The sequence below is a fragment of the Streptomyces sp. NPDC051664 genome, assembly GCF_044453545.1.
Classification (GTDB): domain Bacteria; phylum Actinomycetota; class Actinomycetes; order Streptomycetales; family Streptomycetaceae; genus Streptomyces.
Genome location: NZ_JBITCU010000017.1, coordinates 100,042 through 115,112, shown reverse-complemented (window position 1 = coordinate 115,112; position 15,071 = coordinate 100,042). Strand labels below are relative to the sequence as shown.

Genomic DNA, 15,071 nt, shown 5'->3' with positions numbered 1-15,071 from the left:
GCTTTCTCGGCGAAGGGATTCGGCAGTGGTGCGGTGTTCCGGTTGCGTGCAGGGCAGGGCAGGGCTGCGCAGCGCGGGACAGGGTTCGCTACTTGCCCGAACCGAGGGTGAGCCCGCTGATGAACTGACGCTGGAGCGCGAAGTACACGAGCAGCGTCGGGATCGCGGTCATCAGTGCGCCGGCCGCGATGAGGTTGGGATTGGTGAAGTACTGGCCCTGGAGGTTGGCGAGTGCGGAGGTGATCGGGCGTTTGTCGCCGGTCTCGATCAGGGCGAGTGACCAGAAGAAGTCGTTGTAGATCCAGATCGATTCGAGGGTGGCGAGCGCCGCGAACGCGGGACGGCACAGCGGCAGCGCGATCTGGAAGAACTGGCGCCACACCGGGGCGCCGTCCACCAGCGCCGCCTCCGTGATCTCTTTCGGGATCGTCCGCATGTAGTTGCTGAGGACGAAGGTGCAGAAGCCGCACTGGTAGGCGATGTGGATGACGATGATGCCCCACACCGAGTTGTAGAGCAGGAACGAGTCGCTCATCCAGCCGGGCAGCGGGATCAGCAGGTAGAGCCGGTACAGCGGAGTGATCAGCACCTGGGCGGGGAGCAGGTTGCCCGCGGTGAAGAGCATCAGCAGGACGACGTTCCAGCGGAAGTCGAACCGGGAGACGAAGAAGGCCACCGCGGCGGAGAAGAGCAGCGTGCCGAGGACCGCCGGAACGGTGATCAGGACGGAGTTCCAGAAGAAGTGCGGCATCCCCGACTGGTGCCAGGCGTTGCCGAAGTTCTCGAAGCCGAGACTGTGCGGCAGGGAGAGGTAGCCGTGCCTGCTGGTGTCCGAGTAGGGCCGCAGCGAGGTGTACACGGCCCACAGCAGCGGAACGAGCCACAGGAAGGCGATCCCGCCGAGCAGCACATGCCGTCCGGTCTGTCGCCGCGGGCGCGAAGGCCCCGCGTCCGGGAGCGCCGCGCGGCGGCTGCGCGGGCCGGCGGCCGGCGGTGTGACGGTCGCGGTCACTGGTCCTCCTTGCGGAAGGTCTGGGCAAGGAAGGTCCCGATGGCGAGCAGCGAGACGATGAGCAGGACGACCGCGAGTGCGGAGCCGTAACCGATGTGGCTGGACTCACCGATGATGTTGTCGGTGATCAGGAGCGAAAGGAGCTCCATGCCGGGCTTGCTGCCGACACCACCACCGAGCACGTAGACGATGTCGAACGCCCGCAGCGACTCCATGACGGTGACGACGAGAATGATGATGTTGACCGGCTTGAGTGCCGGGAAGACCACCCTCAGGAACGTCTGGCGTCCATTGGCGCCGTCGAGCGAGGCCGCTTCCTTCAGCGCGGGGTCGAAGCCCTTCAGACCGGCCAGATAAAGGATCATGATGTAGCCGGTGTGCCGCCAGGCCGAGGCGATGAGGACGGCCCACAGATTGAGGTCAGGGTCGCCCAGCCAGTCGATGTGGTGGCCGGGTGCCACCCCGTTCAGGACGCCGTTGAGAAGTCCGTTGTCGGGGTTGTAGATGATCTCCCAGATGAAGCCGACCACGGCGAGCGAGAGCACCATGGGCAGGAAGATCGCAGTCTGGTAGAAGCGGGTGAACCTGATCTTCCGGTCGAGCTGGTACGCGAGGAAGATGCCGAACGGGGTGGGCAGCAGCGCCGTGAACAGCAGCCAGACGACGTTGTGCTGCACCGCGGGCCAGAACGGCGGGTAATTGGTGAAGATCTCCTGGTAGTTGTCCAGGCCGACCCAGCGGATGTCGCTCGGTTCGATGCCGTCCCAGCTGGTGAAGGACAGTCCGACGGAGGCCAGGGCCGGCAGCCAGACGAAGACCAGCAGGGCGAGCAGCGGAACGCCGACGATGACCGTGAGGAAGAGACGGTCACCGCGGCCGAGCCGCAGCGGCCGGGGGCGGGCACGCGGCGCGTCGGGGAGCGCCGGGGCGGGCGCCCGGGGAGGGGCGGCGGGAGGCGCCGAGCGTACGGAGGACATGGTGAACCTTCCCGGGTCCGGATCAGGCCGTGAAGAAGCGTGAGCGCTGGGACTCGATCTTCTTCAGCAGGGCCGAGCCGTCGTCGGGGTGGCTCAGCCACTGAGCCAGACCCGGCAGCACGACGGTGGAGACGAAACCCGGGTCGCTGTCGCGGTCGCCGAACTGCGTGATGTGTTTCGCCGAGGCGATGAGTTCCGCGGACTTCTTCTGCAGGGCGTTGTAGGAGCCGGTGTCCGCAGCGGAGTGGACGGCGACATTGCTCGGGTCGGCTCCCATGTACAGGTTCTCCGCCTGGGCGCTGCCGAGGAACTCGAGGAGGCGGGCCGCGCCCTTCTCGTTCTTCGGCTTGCGACTGAGCATGAACCCGTCGGTGGGTGCCTCGACCGTGTCCTGGCCGTGGGCTGCGTCGATCTCCGGGAAGGCGAAGAAGTCGATGTCCGCGCGCAGCTTCTCGTCGGTGATCTGCTGTCCCAGGAACAGCCCGATGACCGCCATGCCGGACTTCTTGTCGAGCAGTGACTGAGCGGCGTCCTGCCATGAGCGGCCGCCCGCGCCCTGCTGGTAGTAGGGGCTGAGCTCACGCCACAGGTCCAGGGTCCGGCTCGTACGGCGGTCGGTCCAGGAGACCTCACCCCGCATGAGCGACATGTGGAAGTCGTATCCGTTGGCCCGCAGATTCAGGTAGTCGAAGGCGCCGAGGATGGACCAGCTGTCGCCCCCGCCGTATCCGGAGGCGATCGGCGACAGGCCGTCCTTCTTCATCTGCTTGGCCAGAGCGGTGAATTCGCTCCAGGTGCGGGGCGGTTCGTACCCGCGCTCCTTGAACACGCTCTTGCGGTAGAAGACGGCCCACGGGTAGTTGTACAGCGGGACGAAGTAGTACTTGCCGTCCTCGCCCTTGGAGAGCTGCTTCGCGGCGTCGCTGAAGCCGGAACCTATGGTGTCCCAGACGTCGTCGAGCGGCCGGGCGAGCCCCTTCTTGGCGAAGTACTGCATGCGGTAGCCGGCGAACCAGGTGAAGACGTCGTCCGGGGTGCCCTGAAGATAGGTGGAGATGCTCTTCTGGAACGTGTCGTGGTCGACGGTGTTCGTTTTGACCTTGAGACCGCTGTCCTTGGTGAAGGCACTGGTCACCGCCGCGTAGGCGGACTTGGGTGTGGCATCGGCTCCGTTCGATCCGAAGGTCACCGTCTTCGGGTCGGCCGTAGGACCGCCGCCGCAGGCCGTCAGCAGCGGCGCGGCCAGTGCGGCGGCGCCGACTCCGAGCGTGCCCCGGACCACCGTGCGGCGGCTGGGATCGGTGACGGGCGACAAGATGCGGCTCTGCATCGTCATTACTGCTCCTCAAACGTGTTCTGTACCGATGAAGGACTGGATCGCGGTCGCCGCCGCCCCACGCGCCCATTCCTCGAAGGGCAGCGGACGTGTCATCACGTCGCACTGGGCGGCGGTACCGAAGGCGGCGGCGGCGAAGGTGTCGCGGATCTGCTCGGCGAACAGGTCGTACGCCGCCAGGCCCTCGCCCGAGATGATCACCCGCTGGGGTCCGAGGACATTGACGACGGCCCCGATGGCCCGTCCGATGGCCTCCCCGGCCCGTGCGTACACCTCCCGGGCCCCGGGATCGCCACGGTGCGCGAGTTCAAGGGCCTGCGCGGAGTCGGTGACCGGCAGTCCGGTCACCTCGCCGACCCGGCGGATTATGGCGGCGTCACCGGCGATGGCTTCCACGCACCCGGTGTTGCCGCAGTGGCACGGCGGTCCCTGCGGGTCGATGGACAGATGCCCGATTTCGCCGGCCACCCCATGCGCACCGGAGACCACTCTGCCGTGCACCACAAGACCGCAGCCGATGCCCGCACCGACGGTCACCAGTGCGAAGTCCGGCACTCCCACCCCGGCCCCGAACCACTGCTCGGCCACCGTCAGGGCCCGGACGTCGTTGTCGACCGTGACGGGCAGTCCCGTCACGGCCTGCGCCAGCTCGGCGAGCGGCACGTCGCGCCAGTCCAGGAACGGTGAGTAGCGGACAACTCCGGCGGCGCGGTCCACATCTCCGGACACCGCGAGACCCATGCCGCTCACCCGCACCCCGAACCCGTCGGCCTCCGTGAGGAGTTCCTGCACGAGCGCGGCGGTCGAGGAGAGCACGGCGCCGGGATCACGGGTGGTGATCCGGACGTGCCGGGCGACCCGGATGCGGCAGCACAGGTCGGTCAGGACCGCGATGATCTCGTCCCCGGTGACCTTGACCCCGATGAACAGCGCGCGGCCGCCGTCCACCCGTACGAGGTTGGCGGGCCGCCCGAGAGACGGCAGTGCCTCCTCGTCCACGCCCTCGACCAGATAACCGGCCGCCATCAGGGGCCGTACGGCCTTGGTGACCGCGGCCGGTGAGAGGTCGGTCCGCCGGCCGATCTCGGCCCGGGTGAGCGGGCCGTGGGACAGCGTGGTGGTGAAGACCAGAGAAGCGGCCGGCGTCGGAACCGGAACTGCCTCGGTAGGGGGCGACGAGTGCATGGCCGAAACGTAGAGGGTGTTCTTTTCTGCTGTCAATAAAAGAAACAGGCTCTTTCGAAATCTCAACTCAGCATGCGAGAAGCTTGCAAATCCCATACCGCCCCAGGGGGTTGACAGCTGATCAAAGGCACAGTTGGCTGCCGACTGCCTTCGCGGCGCAACCTGAACGTGAGGATCAATGTCTGTGATCGCCTTCGCCTCCGACACCGGGGTCTGGCTGCTCTCCACCCCGCACACCTCGTACGCGCTACGGATCGATGCGACGGGAGCGCCCTGCCACCTTGCGTGGGGACCCGCGCTGACGCTTGAGGAGGTCCAGGAGTTCGTCACTGAGCCGGCACCCCCGGCCAGCAGCTTCGAGGGACGGCCGTCCGTCGGTGACGAACTGCCCGTCGACGGCGGACCGCGGTACGGACCCCCCTCGCTGCAGGTCCGCTTCGCCGATGGCACCCGCGCCTTCGAATGGCAGGCCACCGGGCACCGCGTCCACGAGCCGGCGCCGGGCTCGGCCGAGCTGGTCCTGGAGTTCCGTGACCGCCTCCACCCCCTTCGGGTGGCACTCCACTACCGGGTCCACGATGACAGCGACGTCATCGAACGCTGGACCGTGCTGCGGAACGACGGCGACGCCCCCGTCGCACTCCAGCGCGCGGACTCCGCCGCCTGGACCCTGCCGCTCCGGGACGACTACCGGCTGAGCCACGTCACCGGCCAGTGGTCGGCCGAGACCCAACTCCGCCGGGACCCGCTGCCGTTCGGCGAGACGGTCCTCACGAGCAGACGAGGTATCACCAGTCACCACGCGAACCCCTGGGTGATGCTCGACGCGGGCGACGCGACCGAGAACCACGGTCAGGTGTGGAGCGCGGCGCTGGCCTGGAGCGGCAGCTGGCGCATCACCGCGCAGCGCACCCCCGACGGCCGTGCGGGCTTCACCGCCGGCGCAGGCCATGAGGGCCCGTCCCTCCCGCTCGGCCCCGGTCAGGAATACACCACCCCTGTCCACGCCGGCCTCTACTGCGAGGGCGGCTTCGGTGCGGCCAGCCGGGCCTGGCACGCGTACACCCTCGCCCACGTACTGCCGCACCCCCAGGAGATCCGGCCGGTCCTCTACAACTCCTGGGAGGCGACCGGGTTCGACGTCGACGAAGCGGGTCAGAAGGCGCTGGCCGCCCGGGCCGCGGCGCTGGGCGTGGAGCTGTACGTCATGGACGACGGATGGTTCGGGGCGCGCCGCAGCGAAGAGGCCGGACTCGGTGACTGGACGCCGGCCCCGGACCGCTTTCCCGGAGGGCTGGCCCCCCTGGCCGAGGAGGTGCACCGGCTCGGTATGCGCTTCGGCCTCTGGGTGGAGCCGGAGATGGTCAGCCCGGACAGCGACCTCTACCGCAAGCATCCGGACTGGGTGCTTCACTACCCTCATCGCACCCGGACCGAGCTGCGCAACCAGCTGGTCCTCAACTTCGCCCGTCACGACGTCGCCGAGTGGGCGTACGGCTGGCTCACCCGGCTGGTCGGCGACCACGGCATCGACTTCCTGAAATGGGACATGAACCGCGCGTTCAGCGAAGCCGGCTGGCCGGACCGGGCGGACGGGCCCGACGAGGTGTGGACGACGTACGTCCACCACCTCTACGACGTCATCGACCGGCTCCGCGCCGACCATCCCCGCCTCCGCATCGAGGCGTGCGCCGGCGGCGGAGGGCGGGTGGACCTGGGCATACTTTCCCGCACCGATCAGGCATGGCCCTCGGACAACACCGACGCCGCGGACCGCGTCACCATCCAGCACGGATACAGCCAGATCTACCCGGCACGGACCATGGCCGCCTGGGTGACCGATGTCCCCAACCAGCTCACCGGCCGTTCCGTCCCCCTGCGCTTCCGTTTCCATGTGGCGATGGCCGGAGCCCTGGGCATCGGCGGCGACCTCTCCCGTTGGTCCGACGCCGAACTGGCCGAGGGCGCCGGCCTGGTCGCCGAGTACAAGCGGGTACGTCACCTCGTACAGCACGGCACACAGCACCGGCTGCGGGCCCCGGTGGACGACGGACCGGCCGCGACGCAGTACATCGACGCCGACGGCAGCGAGACACTCCTGCTCGTCTGGCAGCGGACACCACGTCATGGCAGGCCGTCACGTCCGCTCCGGCTGGCCGGCCTCGATCCCGCCGCCCGCTACCGCGACGCCCGCACCGGCACGGTCCACTCCGCGACGGTGCTCCGGGAGTACGGGATACAGCCCGAGATGCCGCCCGGCGACTGGGCGAGCGTGGCGGTGCACCTGATCCGGGTTCCCTGACCGGTCAGCGGTGGGGGAGGGGCAGGCCGGTGACCTCCCATGCGGCTCCGGCATCGGTCAACCGGACCCGTCGCAGATGCCGTCCCGCAACGAGGCGGGGGGCCTGTCTCATTCCGGGGGCGCCGTCGTCATCAGGATCAGGGGGACGCCGTGGCAGGGGCGCAGTTGCAGCCCGCCGTGTTCGGCGCCGTCGGCCGAACCTGCCAGTACGGCCGCGAAGTCCGGGCCCTTGGTGAGCGATCCGACCAGGTGGTGGGGGTCGGTGGAGGCGGCGACCCGGCCGCGCGCGTTGACCAGGCGGGCGGGTCCCGGCAGGCGTTTGAGCAGGGGCATGGCGACCGCTTCGAAGCGCCGCAGGTAGACGTCGGCGGCGGCCACTCCCATGAAGCGTCCCCCGATCGTCACCGGCGAGGAGAGTGTGAGGCTGTACTCGTCGGAGCAGAGGTAGTCGACGTATGGTCCCGCGACCGCCCGCTGTCCGGTGTCGCGTGGCAGGGTGAACCAGTCCCAGTGGGTGTAGTCGGAGTACGCCGAGTGCTCCGGGTCCAGGTCGAGCAACAGCGGATGCACGGCACCGTCCACGGTGGTCTGCCACCACTCGAGCCACGCCGGTACGTCGTCGAGCAGTCCTGGCGCCGCCACGAAGCCGATCCCCGAGACCAGGTCGTACTGGGCGAGACAGGAGTGCAGGCCGGGACGGAGCGCGGCCAGATCGGCCGAGACCGGCCGACGGCCGTCCGCTACGGCCGAGGCGAGCACCGCCTCGGTGTCCGTAGCGGTCCTGCCCACAGCGTCGAAGACGCCTTCGAGCGCGTCTTTGACACGGGCGGCCGCGTCGGCGAGTGCCGGCTCGTCAAGTACCGCCGATCCGGCGCTTGCGAGACGGGGACTGCTGCCCATCGGGGCCCTCCTTCGGACGGGGACCGCGCGCACTGTCGGCCGAGCCGAGGCGGAGTTCGATCAGGCGCGCCATGGAGGCCTGCACGCACTGTTCGGCCAGGGCCCGGGCACGGTCATCCGCCCCATCATGCACGGCCGAGATTACGGCGCGGTGACGATCCGCTGTGTCCTCGAGGTGCCCGTCCTCGCAGAGTACGAGACGCAGAAGTGCCCCCACTTCGGTCTGGAGAGTGACCTCTTCCCTGGTCAGCCGGGCGGACTGGGCGGCGGCGGCCAGCTCGACATGGAAGCGCCCGAAGATGCGGCTGCGCGCCCCCGAGTCCTTGGCTTCCACCAACTCTCCCAGAGATCTCTGCAGTTGCTGCAGATCCTCGGGCTCGGTGCGCTGGGCCGCGAGCCGCGCCGCGGCACCCGAGACGGCTGCCCAGTGGTCGGCGAGATCGCGGAGTTCCTCGGTGCTCCAGTCGGAGAGGCGGGCGAGCAGCCGGTCCTCCGCAGGACCGTCGGGCACGGTGACGAAGCTGCCTCCGCCACGGCCCCTGCGGGTGGTGACCAGGCCCCTTTGCCGCAGTGCCATCAGGGCTTCCCGCAGGGTCACGGTGGAGACGCCGAGCTGGGCGGCGAGGTCGGACTCGCCGGGCAGCTGCTCGCCGTCGGCGAGCAGTCCGAGATCGATGGCGTCACCGAGCCGCCGCACGACGGCATCCACGCGGGCCAGGGTGTCGACGGGCGTGAAGACGACTCTGCGGGCGCCGGGTCTGTCTCGATTCATGATCACCACCTTGCCAGTTGACCAGGCTTTTACCTTAGCGGGGCCTTGAAATTAGAACTATGACTTCATATGTTTACGGCCAACTCCCGACAGCACCAGAAAGGTTCCCCCCATGGAGGGAATGGCCATCCGGTTGCAGAACCTGCGTAAGTCCTTCGGCCGGACAGAGGCTGTGGCCGGAGTCGACCTGGAGATCGCGGACGGCGAGTTCTTCTCCATGCTGGGGCCGTCCGGCTCAGGCAAGACCACAGTGCTCCGGATGATCGCCGGCTTCGAGGCTCCCACCAGCGGAACCATCGAGCTCGCAGGCTCCGACGTCACCCGTCTGGCACCCTTCGAACGCGACGTGCACACCGTCTTCCAGGACTATGCGCTCTTCCCGCACATGACCCTGGAGCAGAACGTCGCCTACGGCCTCAAGGTCCGCAAGGTGCCCAAGGCCGAGCGTCTGAAGCAGGCCAGGGAGGCTCTGGCGAGCGTACGTCTCGCGGACTTCGGGACGCGTCGCCCGTCCCAGCTCTCCGGAGGCCAGCGTCAGCGGGTGGCGCTGGCCCGCGCCCTGGTCGGCCGTCCGAAGGTGCTGTTGCTCGACGAGCCGCTGGGCGCCCTCGACCTCAAGCTGCGCGAGCAGATGCAGGTCGAGCTCAAGGCGATCCAGCGCGAGGTCGGCATCACCTTCGTCTTCGTCACGCACGACCAGGAGGAAGCGCTGACGATGAGCGACCGGATCGCGGTCTTCAAGCAGGGCCGCGTCGAACAGATCGGGACCCCGGCCCAGATATACGAACGTCCCGCCACCCCGTTCGTCGCGGGCTTCGTCGGTACGTCGAACCTGCTGACCGACGACGCCGCGGAGCAGGTCGTCGGTGACCGGGGAACGTACAGCATCCGGCCGGAGAAGATCCGCCTGCTCAAGGAATCCGCCGTTGCCGACGAGCCGCAGCACTCCAGTGCCACCGGAACGGTGGCGGAGGTCGTCTACCTGGGGGACGCCACCCGCTTCCTGGTGGACCTCGACGCAGGCGGCCGGCTCACCGCCCTCCAGCAGAACCTGGAGACCTCCTCCGAGGACGTCGCCGCCTTCCGTGGCTCCCGGGTCACGCTCCAGTGGCACCGACGGCACAACTTCCAGGTCCCCGAGGCCCGGTGAGCGCACACACCCGCACGACCCGTCCCCGCCCCTTCCCTCCCGTGGAGAACCCTGTGCGTCTGAACCGAACGTCCCGAGCAGCGGCCGCGCTCGGCGCCCTGCTCCTCGCCACTGCCTGCGGTTCCTCGGACACCGCCGCTACGTCGCCCGGCGGCAGCGACTTCACCCCGCCCAAGCTCACCGCGCAGAAGACCCTCGGCAAGACGGAGGGCCAGGTGAACCTGATCGCGTGGGCCGGATACGCCGAGGACGGCTCCAACGACCCGAAGGTCGACTGGGTCACCGACTTCGAGAAGCAGACCGGCTGTCAGGTCAACACCAAGACCGCGGGCACCTCCGACGAGATGGTCAGCCTGATGAAGACCGGTCAGTACGACGCGGTCTCCGCCTCCGGTGACGCGGCGCTACGACTGATCGCCTCCGGCGACGCCGCGCCCGTCAACACCGAGTTGGTGCCCAACTACAAGGACGTCTTCGCCGGGCTGAAGGACCAGCAGTGGAACTCGGTCAAGGGTGTCTCGTACGGTATCCCGCACGGGCGCGGCGCCAACTTGCTGATGTACAACACGAAGAAGGTCTCCCCGGCGCCCGACTCCTGGTCCGCGGTTTTCGACAAGTCCTCGGCGTACAAGGGGAAGGTCACGGCGTACGATTCGCCGATCTACATCGCGGACGCTGCCCTGTACCTGATGAAGACCGAGCCGTCCCTCGCTATCAAGGACCCGTACGCCCTGGACCAGAAGCAGTTCGACGCCGCCGTCGACCTGCTCAAGGAGCAGAACGCGGACGTCGGTGAATACTGGAGCGACTACCTGAAGGAGGTCTCCGCGTTCAAGAGCGGCGACTCGGTGGTCGGCACCAGCTGGCAGGTGATCCTTAACACCGCCCAGGCCGAGAAGGTCCCGGTCAAGGCCGTCCTCCCCAAGGAAGGCGCCACCGGCTGGTCCGACACATGGATGATCTCCGCCAAGGCCAAGCACCCCAACTGCGCCTACAACTGGATGAATTGGATCATCTCTCCGAAGGTGAACGCCCAGGTCGCCGAGTACTTCGGTGAGGCCCCGTCCAACGCGAAGGCCTGCACGCTGACCGCGGACAAGAACCACTGCACCACCTACCACGCTGCCGACGAGTCGTACTGGAAGGACGTCCACTTCTGGACCACGCCCATCGCGCAGTGCGTGGACGGGCGTACGGACACCAAGTGCGTGCCGTACACCAAGTGGGTCCAGGCCTGGACCGAGATCAAGGGCTGAGGGTCACCTGTCCATGACCACCACCGCGCCTGCCGCCGGACCCGTCCGGCGGCTCGCCGGGACCCTGCACCGCCGCCCCCGGCTCCAGCTGTCCCTGCTGCTCTCCGCGCCACTGGCCTGGCTCGCCCTGGCCTACCTCGGCTCGCTCACCGTGCTGTTCCTCTCCGCGTTCTGGACCACGGACTCCTTCACCTCCAACGTGGTGAAGATCTGGAACACGGACAACTTCACCGCGCTGTTCACCACCGACGTCTACCGTCAGGTCGCCCTGCGCAGCATCGGCGTGGCCCTCGCGGTCACCGCGCTGTGTGTAGTGATCGCCTTCCCGATCGCCTTCTACACCGCCCGCATCGCGAACCCCAGGCGGCGGCCGCTCCTCGTCGTGGCGATCCTCACTCCGCTGTGGGCCAGCTACCTGGTCAAGGCGTATGCCTGGCGGCTCATCCTCGCCCAGGGCGGTCTGCTCGACTGGGCGTTGAAGCCACTGGGACTCGAAGGGCCCGGCTACGGGCTGACCGCGACCGTCCTGGTGCTGACCTACCTGTGGCTGCCGTACATGATCCTGCCGATCCACGCCGGACTCGAGCAGCTCCCGGCCAGCCTTCTCGACGCCTCCGCCGACCTCGGCGCCCGCACCGGCCGGACCTTCCGCTCCGTGGTGCTGCCGATGATCCTGCCGTCCATCGCGGCCGGCTCGGTCTTCACCTTCTCACTCAGTCTCGGCGACTACATCGCCGTACAGATCGTCGGCGGAAAGACGCAGCTCATCGGCAACCTCATCTACTCCAACATCACCCTGGACCTGCCGCTGGCCGCCGCACTCGGCACCGTGCCCGTCGTGACCATCGTGCTCTACCTGCTCGCGGTGCGCCGTACCGGAGCCCTCAGCAGTCTCTGACCCCTCTCCTTCACCTCCGTATCACGCACAGCGAAGGCCCCCGATGAATCTCTCCCGCCCCGCGCGCGTCACACTGCGCATCGCCGCCGGGCTCGGCTTCGCGGTGATCTACGTCCCGCTGCTCCTGGTCCTCGTCAACTCCCTCAATCCGGACCGCAGTTCCGGCTGGCCGCCACCCGGCCTCACCTTCGACTGGTGGGTAGCCGCCTGGCACAGTTCGGGCGCCCGCGACGCGCTGTGGACCTCGGTCAGGGCGGGGCTCGGCGCGACCGCGATCGCCCTGGTCCTCGGCACGCTCATCGCCTTCGCCTGCCAGCGCTACAAGTTCTTCGGACGCGAGGCCATCTCCTTCGTGGTCGTCCTGCCGATCGCACTGCCGGGCATCGTCACCGGTGTCGCGCTCAACACCGCTTTCCGTACGGTCCTCGAACCGCTCGGCGTGGGTCTCGGAATGTTCACGGTGATCGTCGGCCACGCCACCTTCTGCATCGTGGTCGTCTTCAACAACGTGATCGCCCGGCTGCGCCGGATGCCCGGATCGTACGAAGAGGCCGCCATGGACCTGGGGGCCCACACCTTCCGCACGTTCGTCGACATCACCTTCCCGCTGGTGCGTTCCGCGCTGGTAGCGGGCGGACTTCTCGCCTTCGCCCTGTCCTTCGACGAGATCGTCGTGACGACCTTCACCGCCGGGCCCGGCGTCCAGACCCTCCCCGTCTGGATCTTCTCCAACATGGCCCGCCCCCAACAGGCCCCTGTCGTCAACGTCGTCGCCGCCGTCCTCGTCCTGTTGTCCGTCATACCGATCTACCTCGCCCAACGGCTGTCGTCGGACACCGCCTCCGGCAGCCGCATCTGACAGGAACGACCCCCATATCCCAAGGGATCACTGGACGTACGTTGGGATGCCGGCCGGGAACTACGCCCGGCTCAGCCCTCGCCCTGTCCGCGGTAGAGATCGAGTTCGCCGTCGAGTTCGAGGGCGAGGACGGTGGCGTATGGATCGCAGACGGTCGGTGCGTTGACACGGACGACGCCTGGTACGCCGCGGCTGGGGAATCCTCCTACGACCCGGTGGTCGAGCTGCTCGCCGGTGCCGAGTGCGGAGATGTTCTTGACGGTGTTGCGCAGGCCGCGGAGCTCGACGAAGACACGGGGCGCGTCGAAGCAGACGAGGAAGAGGGTGCGGCGGTCCTTGGAGAGCATCGACGGACCGTAGTGGTGTCCGTAGGGAAGGCCGGCTTCGGTGGGGTACACGGCCTCGCGGTTGCGGCGGATCCAGCGGCCGAGGCCCTCGAGTCGCTGGGCGTGATCAGGCCGGATTCTGCCGTCCTCCTTCGGGCCGGTGTTGAGCAGTAGATTGCCGCCGTGGCCGATGGTCTCCGCGAAGACACGTACCAGCTCGCGCACCGACTTGTGGTTGACGTCCTGGGGCTGGTATCCCCACATGTCGCCGATGGTGTAGCAGAGTTCCCACGGCCCTTCGGGCCGCACGATCGGCACGCCGAGCTCAGGGGTGGCGTAGTCGCCGTGGCCGAGCATCCGGCCGTTGAGCACGGTCCGGGGGTTCAGCCGAAGGATCTCCTCACGGAGTTCCTTCATCCGCCACTGCCGCTCGTCGCGCTCCCAGGTACCGTCGAACCACAGCAGATCGGGCCGGTATCCCTTGATCAGCTCGCGGATCTGCCCACGGTGCACGGTCTCCAAGTAGCGCTCCCAGCGCTCGGGGTCCTCCTGGCCGGGCGCCGGCATCGCACGGCGGTTGTCGACCCATGGCCTGTGCAGCTGCGCGGGCCGGACGCTGGGGTAGTCGGGATGGCTCCAGTCGTTGTGCGAGAAGTAGAGGCCGACGCGCTGGCTCTGACGGCGCAGTGCTTCGGCGAAGGGGCCGACCAGATCGCGGGCGGCCGGACTGCGCCGAACGACCGACAGGTCCGTCTGCCGGGTGTCCCAGAGCGCGACGCCGTCGTGGTGCTTGGTCGTCAGTACGGCGTACTTGGCGCCGGCCCTGGCAAAGAGCTTCGCCCAGTCGTCCGGATGGTAGTGCGATGCGGTGAAACCTCCCAGCTGCTCCATGTACTGCTCGTGAGAGATGTCCCCGCCGAAGAACGACCAGGACTCCGCGACCCCCTGGACCGCGTAGATCCCCCAGTGGACGAAGATCCCGAGCTTGGCCTCGGGAAACCAGGGTTGCATCGTCACGCCGTACGCTCCAACTCGTTGCGGAGCACCGGGTGGGCGAACGGCAGGCCGGCCGCGTACCGGGCGATCTCGTCGACCGCCGAGTCGGCCATCCGCTGCACCTCATTGCCGAAGGAGCCGGCGAAGTGCGGGGTGAGCAGCACATTGGGGAGTTCGTACAGAGGGGATTCTGCGGGCGGTACCTCGGGCGCGGTGACATCGAGCACGGCGTTCAGCCGCCCCGACACCAACTCCTCCGTGAGCGCCTCCTGTTCGACGAGCGAACCGCGCGCGGTGTTGATGAGTGTCGCGCCGTCCCGCATCAGACCGAGCCGGTGGCGGTCGATCATGTGGCAGGTCTCCGGTATCTCGGGGGCGTGCACACTGACCACGTCGGAGGTCTCGCAGAGCTCGTCGAGCCCGACGGAGAGGACCCCGAGCGCGGCGGCATCGGCAATGCTCAGATGCGGATCGTGGACGATCACCTCCAGGTCGTACGGGCGCAGCAGCTCGACCACCCGCCGGCCGATGCGAGAGGCGCCGACGATGCCGACGGTCCTGCGGTAGTTCCCGACGTCGGGGAAGGCTTTGCGCCAGTCGTGTTCCCCGCGGATCCGGCGGTAGGCCTCACGCACCTCCAGCAGGCGCTTGTTGGAGAGCAGCACCGCGGCCACGGTGAACTCGGCGACGGGCAGCGCATTGGCTGCCGCCGCCGAGGAGACGAGGATCCCGCGTTCCCAGCACGCCTCGGTGACATGCGACTTGACCGTGCCGGCCGCGTGGACCACGGCCCGCAGCCGGGGCGCTGCGGTCAGTACGTAATCGTCGACAGGAGGGCAGCCCCAGAAGGTCAGCAGCACCTCGGTGTCGCGCAGGGCCGAGAGCGCGTCTGCCTGGGAGAAGTCGTCGACGATGAGCCCCTGGTCCACCTCCGCCGTCTGCGCGAGCCGGCGAAGCGTGCGTGGACTGAGAAGCGTGGTGGTTACGGAGGGGTCCATCGCCAGCAAGGTGCGGGGGCGGCGGTGTGGCTGCGGACCCGGGAAGGGGGACTCGTCGGAGTCCGTGGTCGGGGCGGTCATGCGCCGACCCTAGGGATCGTCAT

13 protein-coding genes are annotated in these 15,071 nt (G+C 68.3%); 5 read left to right on the top strand and 8 right to left on the bottom strand.

The annotated features are described in order from the left end of the window. Nucleotides 1–88: 88 nt before the first annotated feature. The 4 genes from ACIA8E_RS27555 to ACIA8E_RS27540 are packed head-to-tail and all read right to left on the bottom strand — an operon-like array spanning nt 89 to nt 4,510. Nucleotides 89–1,012, bottom strand: coding sequence for a carbohydrate ABC transporter permease (locus ACIA8E_RS27555; RefSeq protein WP_399301992.1), 924 nt, complete (start codon nt 1,010–1,012; stop codon nt 89–91). After that, entirely contained in the window at nt 1,009–1,989 is a 981-nt protein-coding gene (locus ACIA8E_RS27550; RefSeq protein WP_399301991.1) for a carbohydrate ABC transporter permease, read from the bottom strand. The genes ACIA8E_RS27555 and ACIA8E_RS27550 overlap by 4 nt, the downstream gene beginning before the upstream one ends. A 22-nt stretch (nt 1,990–2,011) precedes the next feature. Beyond that, nucleotides 2,012–3,325: an ABC transporter substrate-binding protein gene (locus ACIA8E_RS27545; RefSeq protein WP_399301990.1), complete on the bottom strand. Its 1,314-nt coding sequence runs from the start codon at nt 3,323–3,325 to the stop codon at nt 2,012–2,014. Nucleotides 3,326–3,334: 9 nt separating this feature from the next. After that, a complete protein-coding gene (locus ACIA8E_RS27540; RefSeq protein WP_399301989.1) occupies nt 3,335–4,510 on the bottom strand; it encodes an ROK family protein in 1,176 nt (391 codons plus the stop codon). A 178-nt stretch (nt 4,511–4,688) separates the two neighbouring features. Here ACIA8E_RS27540 and ACIA8E_RS27535 point away from each other — a divergent pair, with 178 nt between their 5' ends. Further along, nucleotides 4,689–6,812: an alpha-galactosidase gene (locus ACIA8E_RS27535; protein WP_399301988.1), complete on the top strand. Its 2,124-nt coding sequence runs from the start codon at nt 4,689–4,691 to the stop codon at nt 6,810–6,812. A 108-nt stretch (nt 6,813–6,920) separates the two neighbouring features. Here ACIA8E_RS27535 and ACIA8E_RS27530 read toward each other — a convergent pair whose 3' ends face one another. After that, a complete protein-coding gene (locus ACIA8E_RS27530; RefSeq protein ID WP_399301987.1) occupies nt 6,921–7,712 on the bottom strand; it encodes a cache domain-containing protein in 792 nt (263 codons plus the stop codon). Then, nucleotides 7,666–8,484, bottom strand: coding sequence for a FadR/GntR family transcriptional regulator (locus ACIA8E_RS27525; RefSeq protein ID WP_399301986.1), 819 nt, complete (start codon nt 8,482–8,484; stop codon nt 7,666–7,668). Before ACIA8E_RS27525 ends, ACIA8E_RS27530 begins: the two co-directional genes overlap by 47 nt. A 112-nt stretch (nt 8,485–8,596) precedes the next feature. Here ACIA8E_RS27525 and ACIA8E_RS27520 point away from each other — a divergent pair, with 112 nt between their 5' ends. Genes ACIA8E_RS27520 through ACIA8E_RS27505 form a run of 4 tightly spaced genes read left to right on the top strand, consistent with a single transcriptional unit; the run spans nt 8,597 to nt 12,647 of the window. Beyond that, entirely contained in the window at nt 8,597–9,634 is a 1,038-nt protein-coding gene (locus ACIA8E_RS27520) for an ABC transporter ATP-binding protein (protein ID WP_399301985.1), read from the top strand. 53 nt (nt 9,635–9,687) lie between these two features. Then, the gene (locus ACIA8E_RS27515; RefSeq protein ID WP_399301984.1) at nt 9,688–10,890 is read left to right on the top strand and encodes an ABC transporter substrate-binding protein; all 1,203 of its coding nucleotides are present in this window, start codon (nt 9,688–9,690) and stop codon (nt 10,888–10,890) included. A gap of 13 nt (nt 10,891–10,903) precedes the next feature. Then, nucleotides 10,904–11,788 carry an ABC transporter permease gene (locus ACIA8E_RS27510; RefSeq protein ID WP_399301983.1) on the top strand — a complete coding sequence of 295 codons (885 nt, stop codon included), beginning with the start codon at nt 10,904–10,906 and terminating at the stop codon, nt 11,786–11,788. A 43-nt stretch (nt 11,789–11,831) separates the two neighbouring features. Then, the gene (locus ACIA8E_RS27505; protein ID WP_313940708.1) at nt 11,832–12,647 is read left to right on the top strand and encodes an ABC transporter permease; all 816 of its coding nucleotides are present in this window, start codon (nt 11,832–11,834) and stop codon (nt 12,645–12,647) included. Nucleotides 12,648–12,718: 71 nt separating this feature from the next. Here the strand turns inward: ACIA8E_RS27505 and ACIA8E_RS27500 are convergent, their stop codons facing one another. Beyond that, nucleotides 12,719–13,990 (bottom strand): alpha-L-fucosidase, encoded by a 1,272-nt coding sequence (locus ACIA8E_RS27500; protein ID WP_399301982.1) that lies wholly within the window; start codon nt 13,988–13,990, stop codon nt 12,719–12,721. Continuing rightward, the gene (locus ACIA8E_RS27495; protein WP_399301981.1) at nt 13,987–15,048 is read right to left on the bottom strand and encodes a hydroxyacid dehydrogenase; all 1,062 of its coding nucleotides are present in this window, start codon (nt 15,046–15,048) and stop codon (nt 13,987–13,989) included. Before ACIA8E_RS27495 ends, ACIA8E_RS27500 begins: the two co-directional genes overlap by 4 nt. Nucleotides 15,049–15,071: the final 23 nt, after the last annotated feature.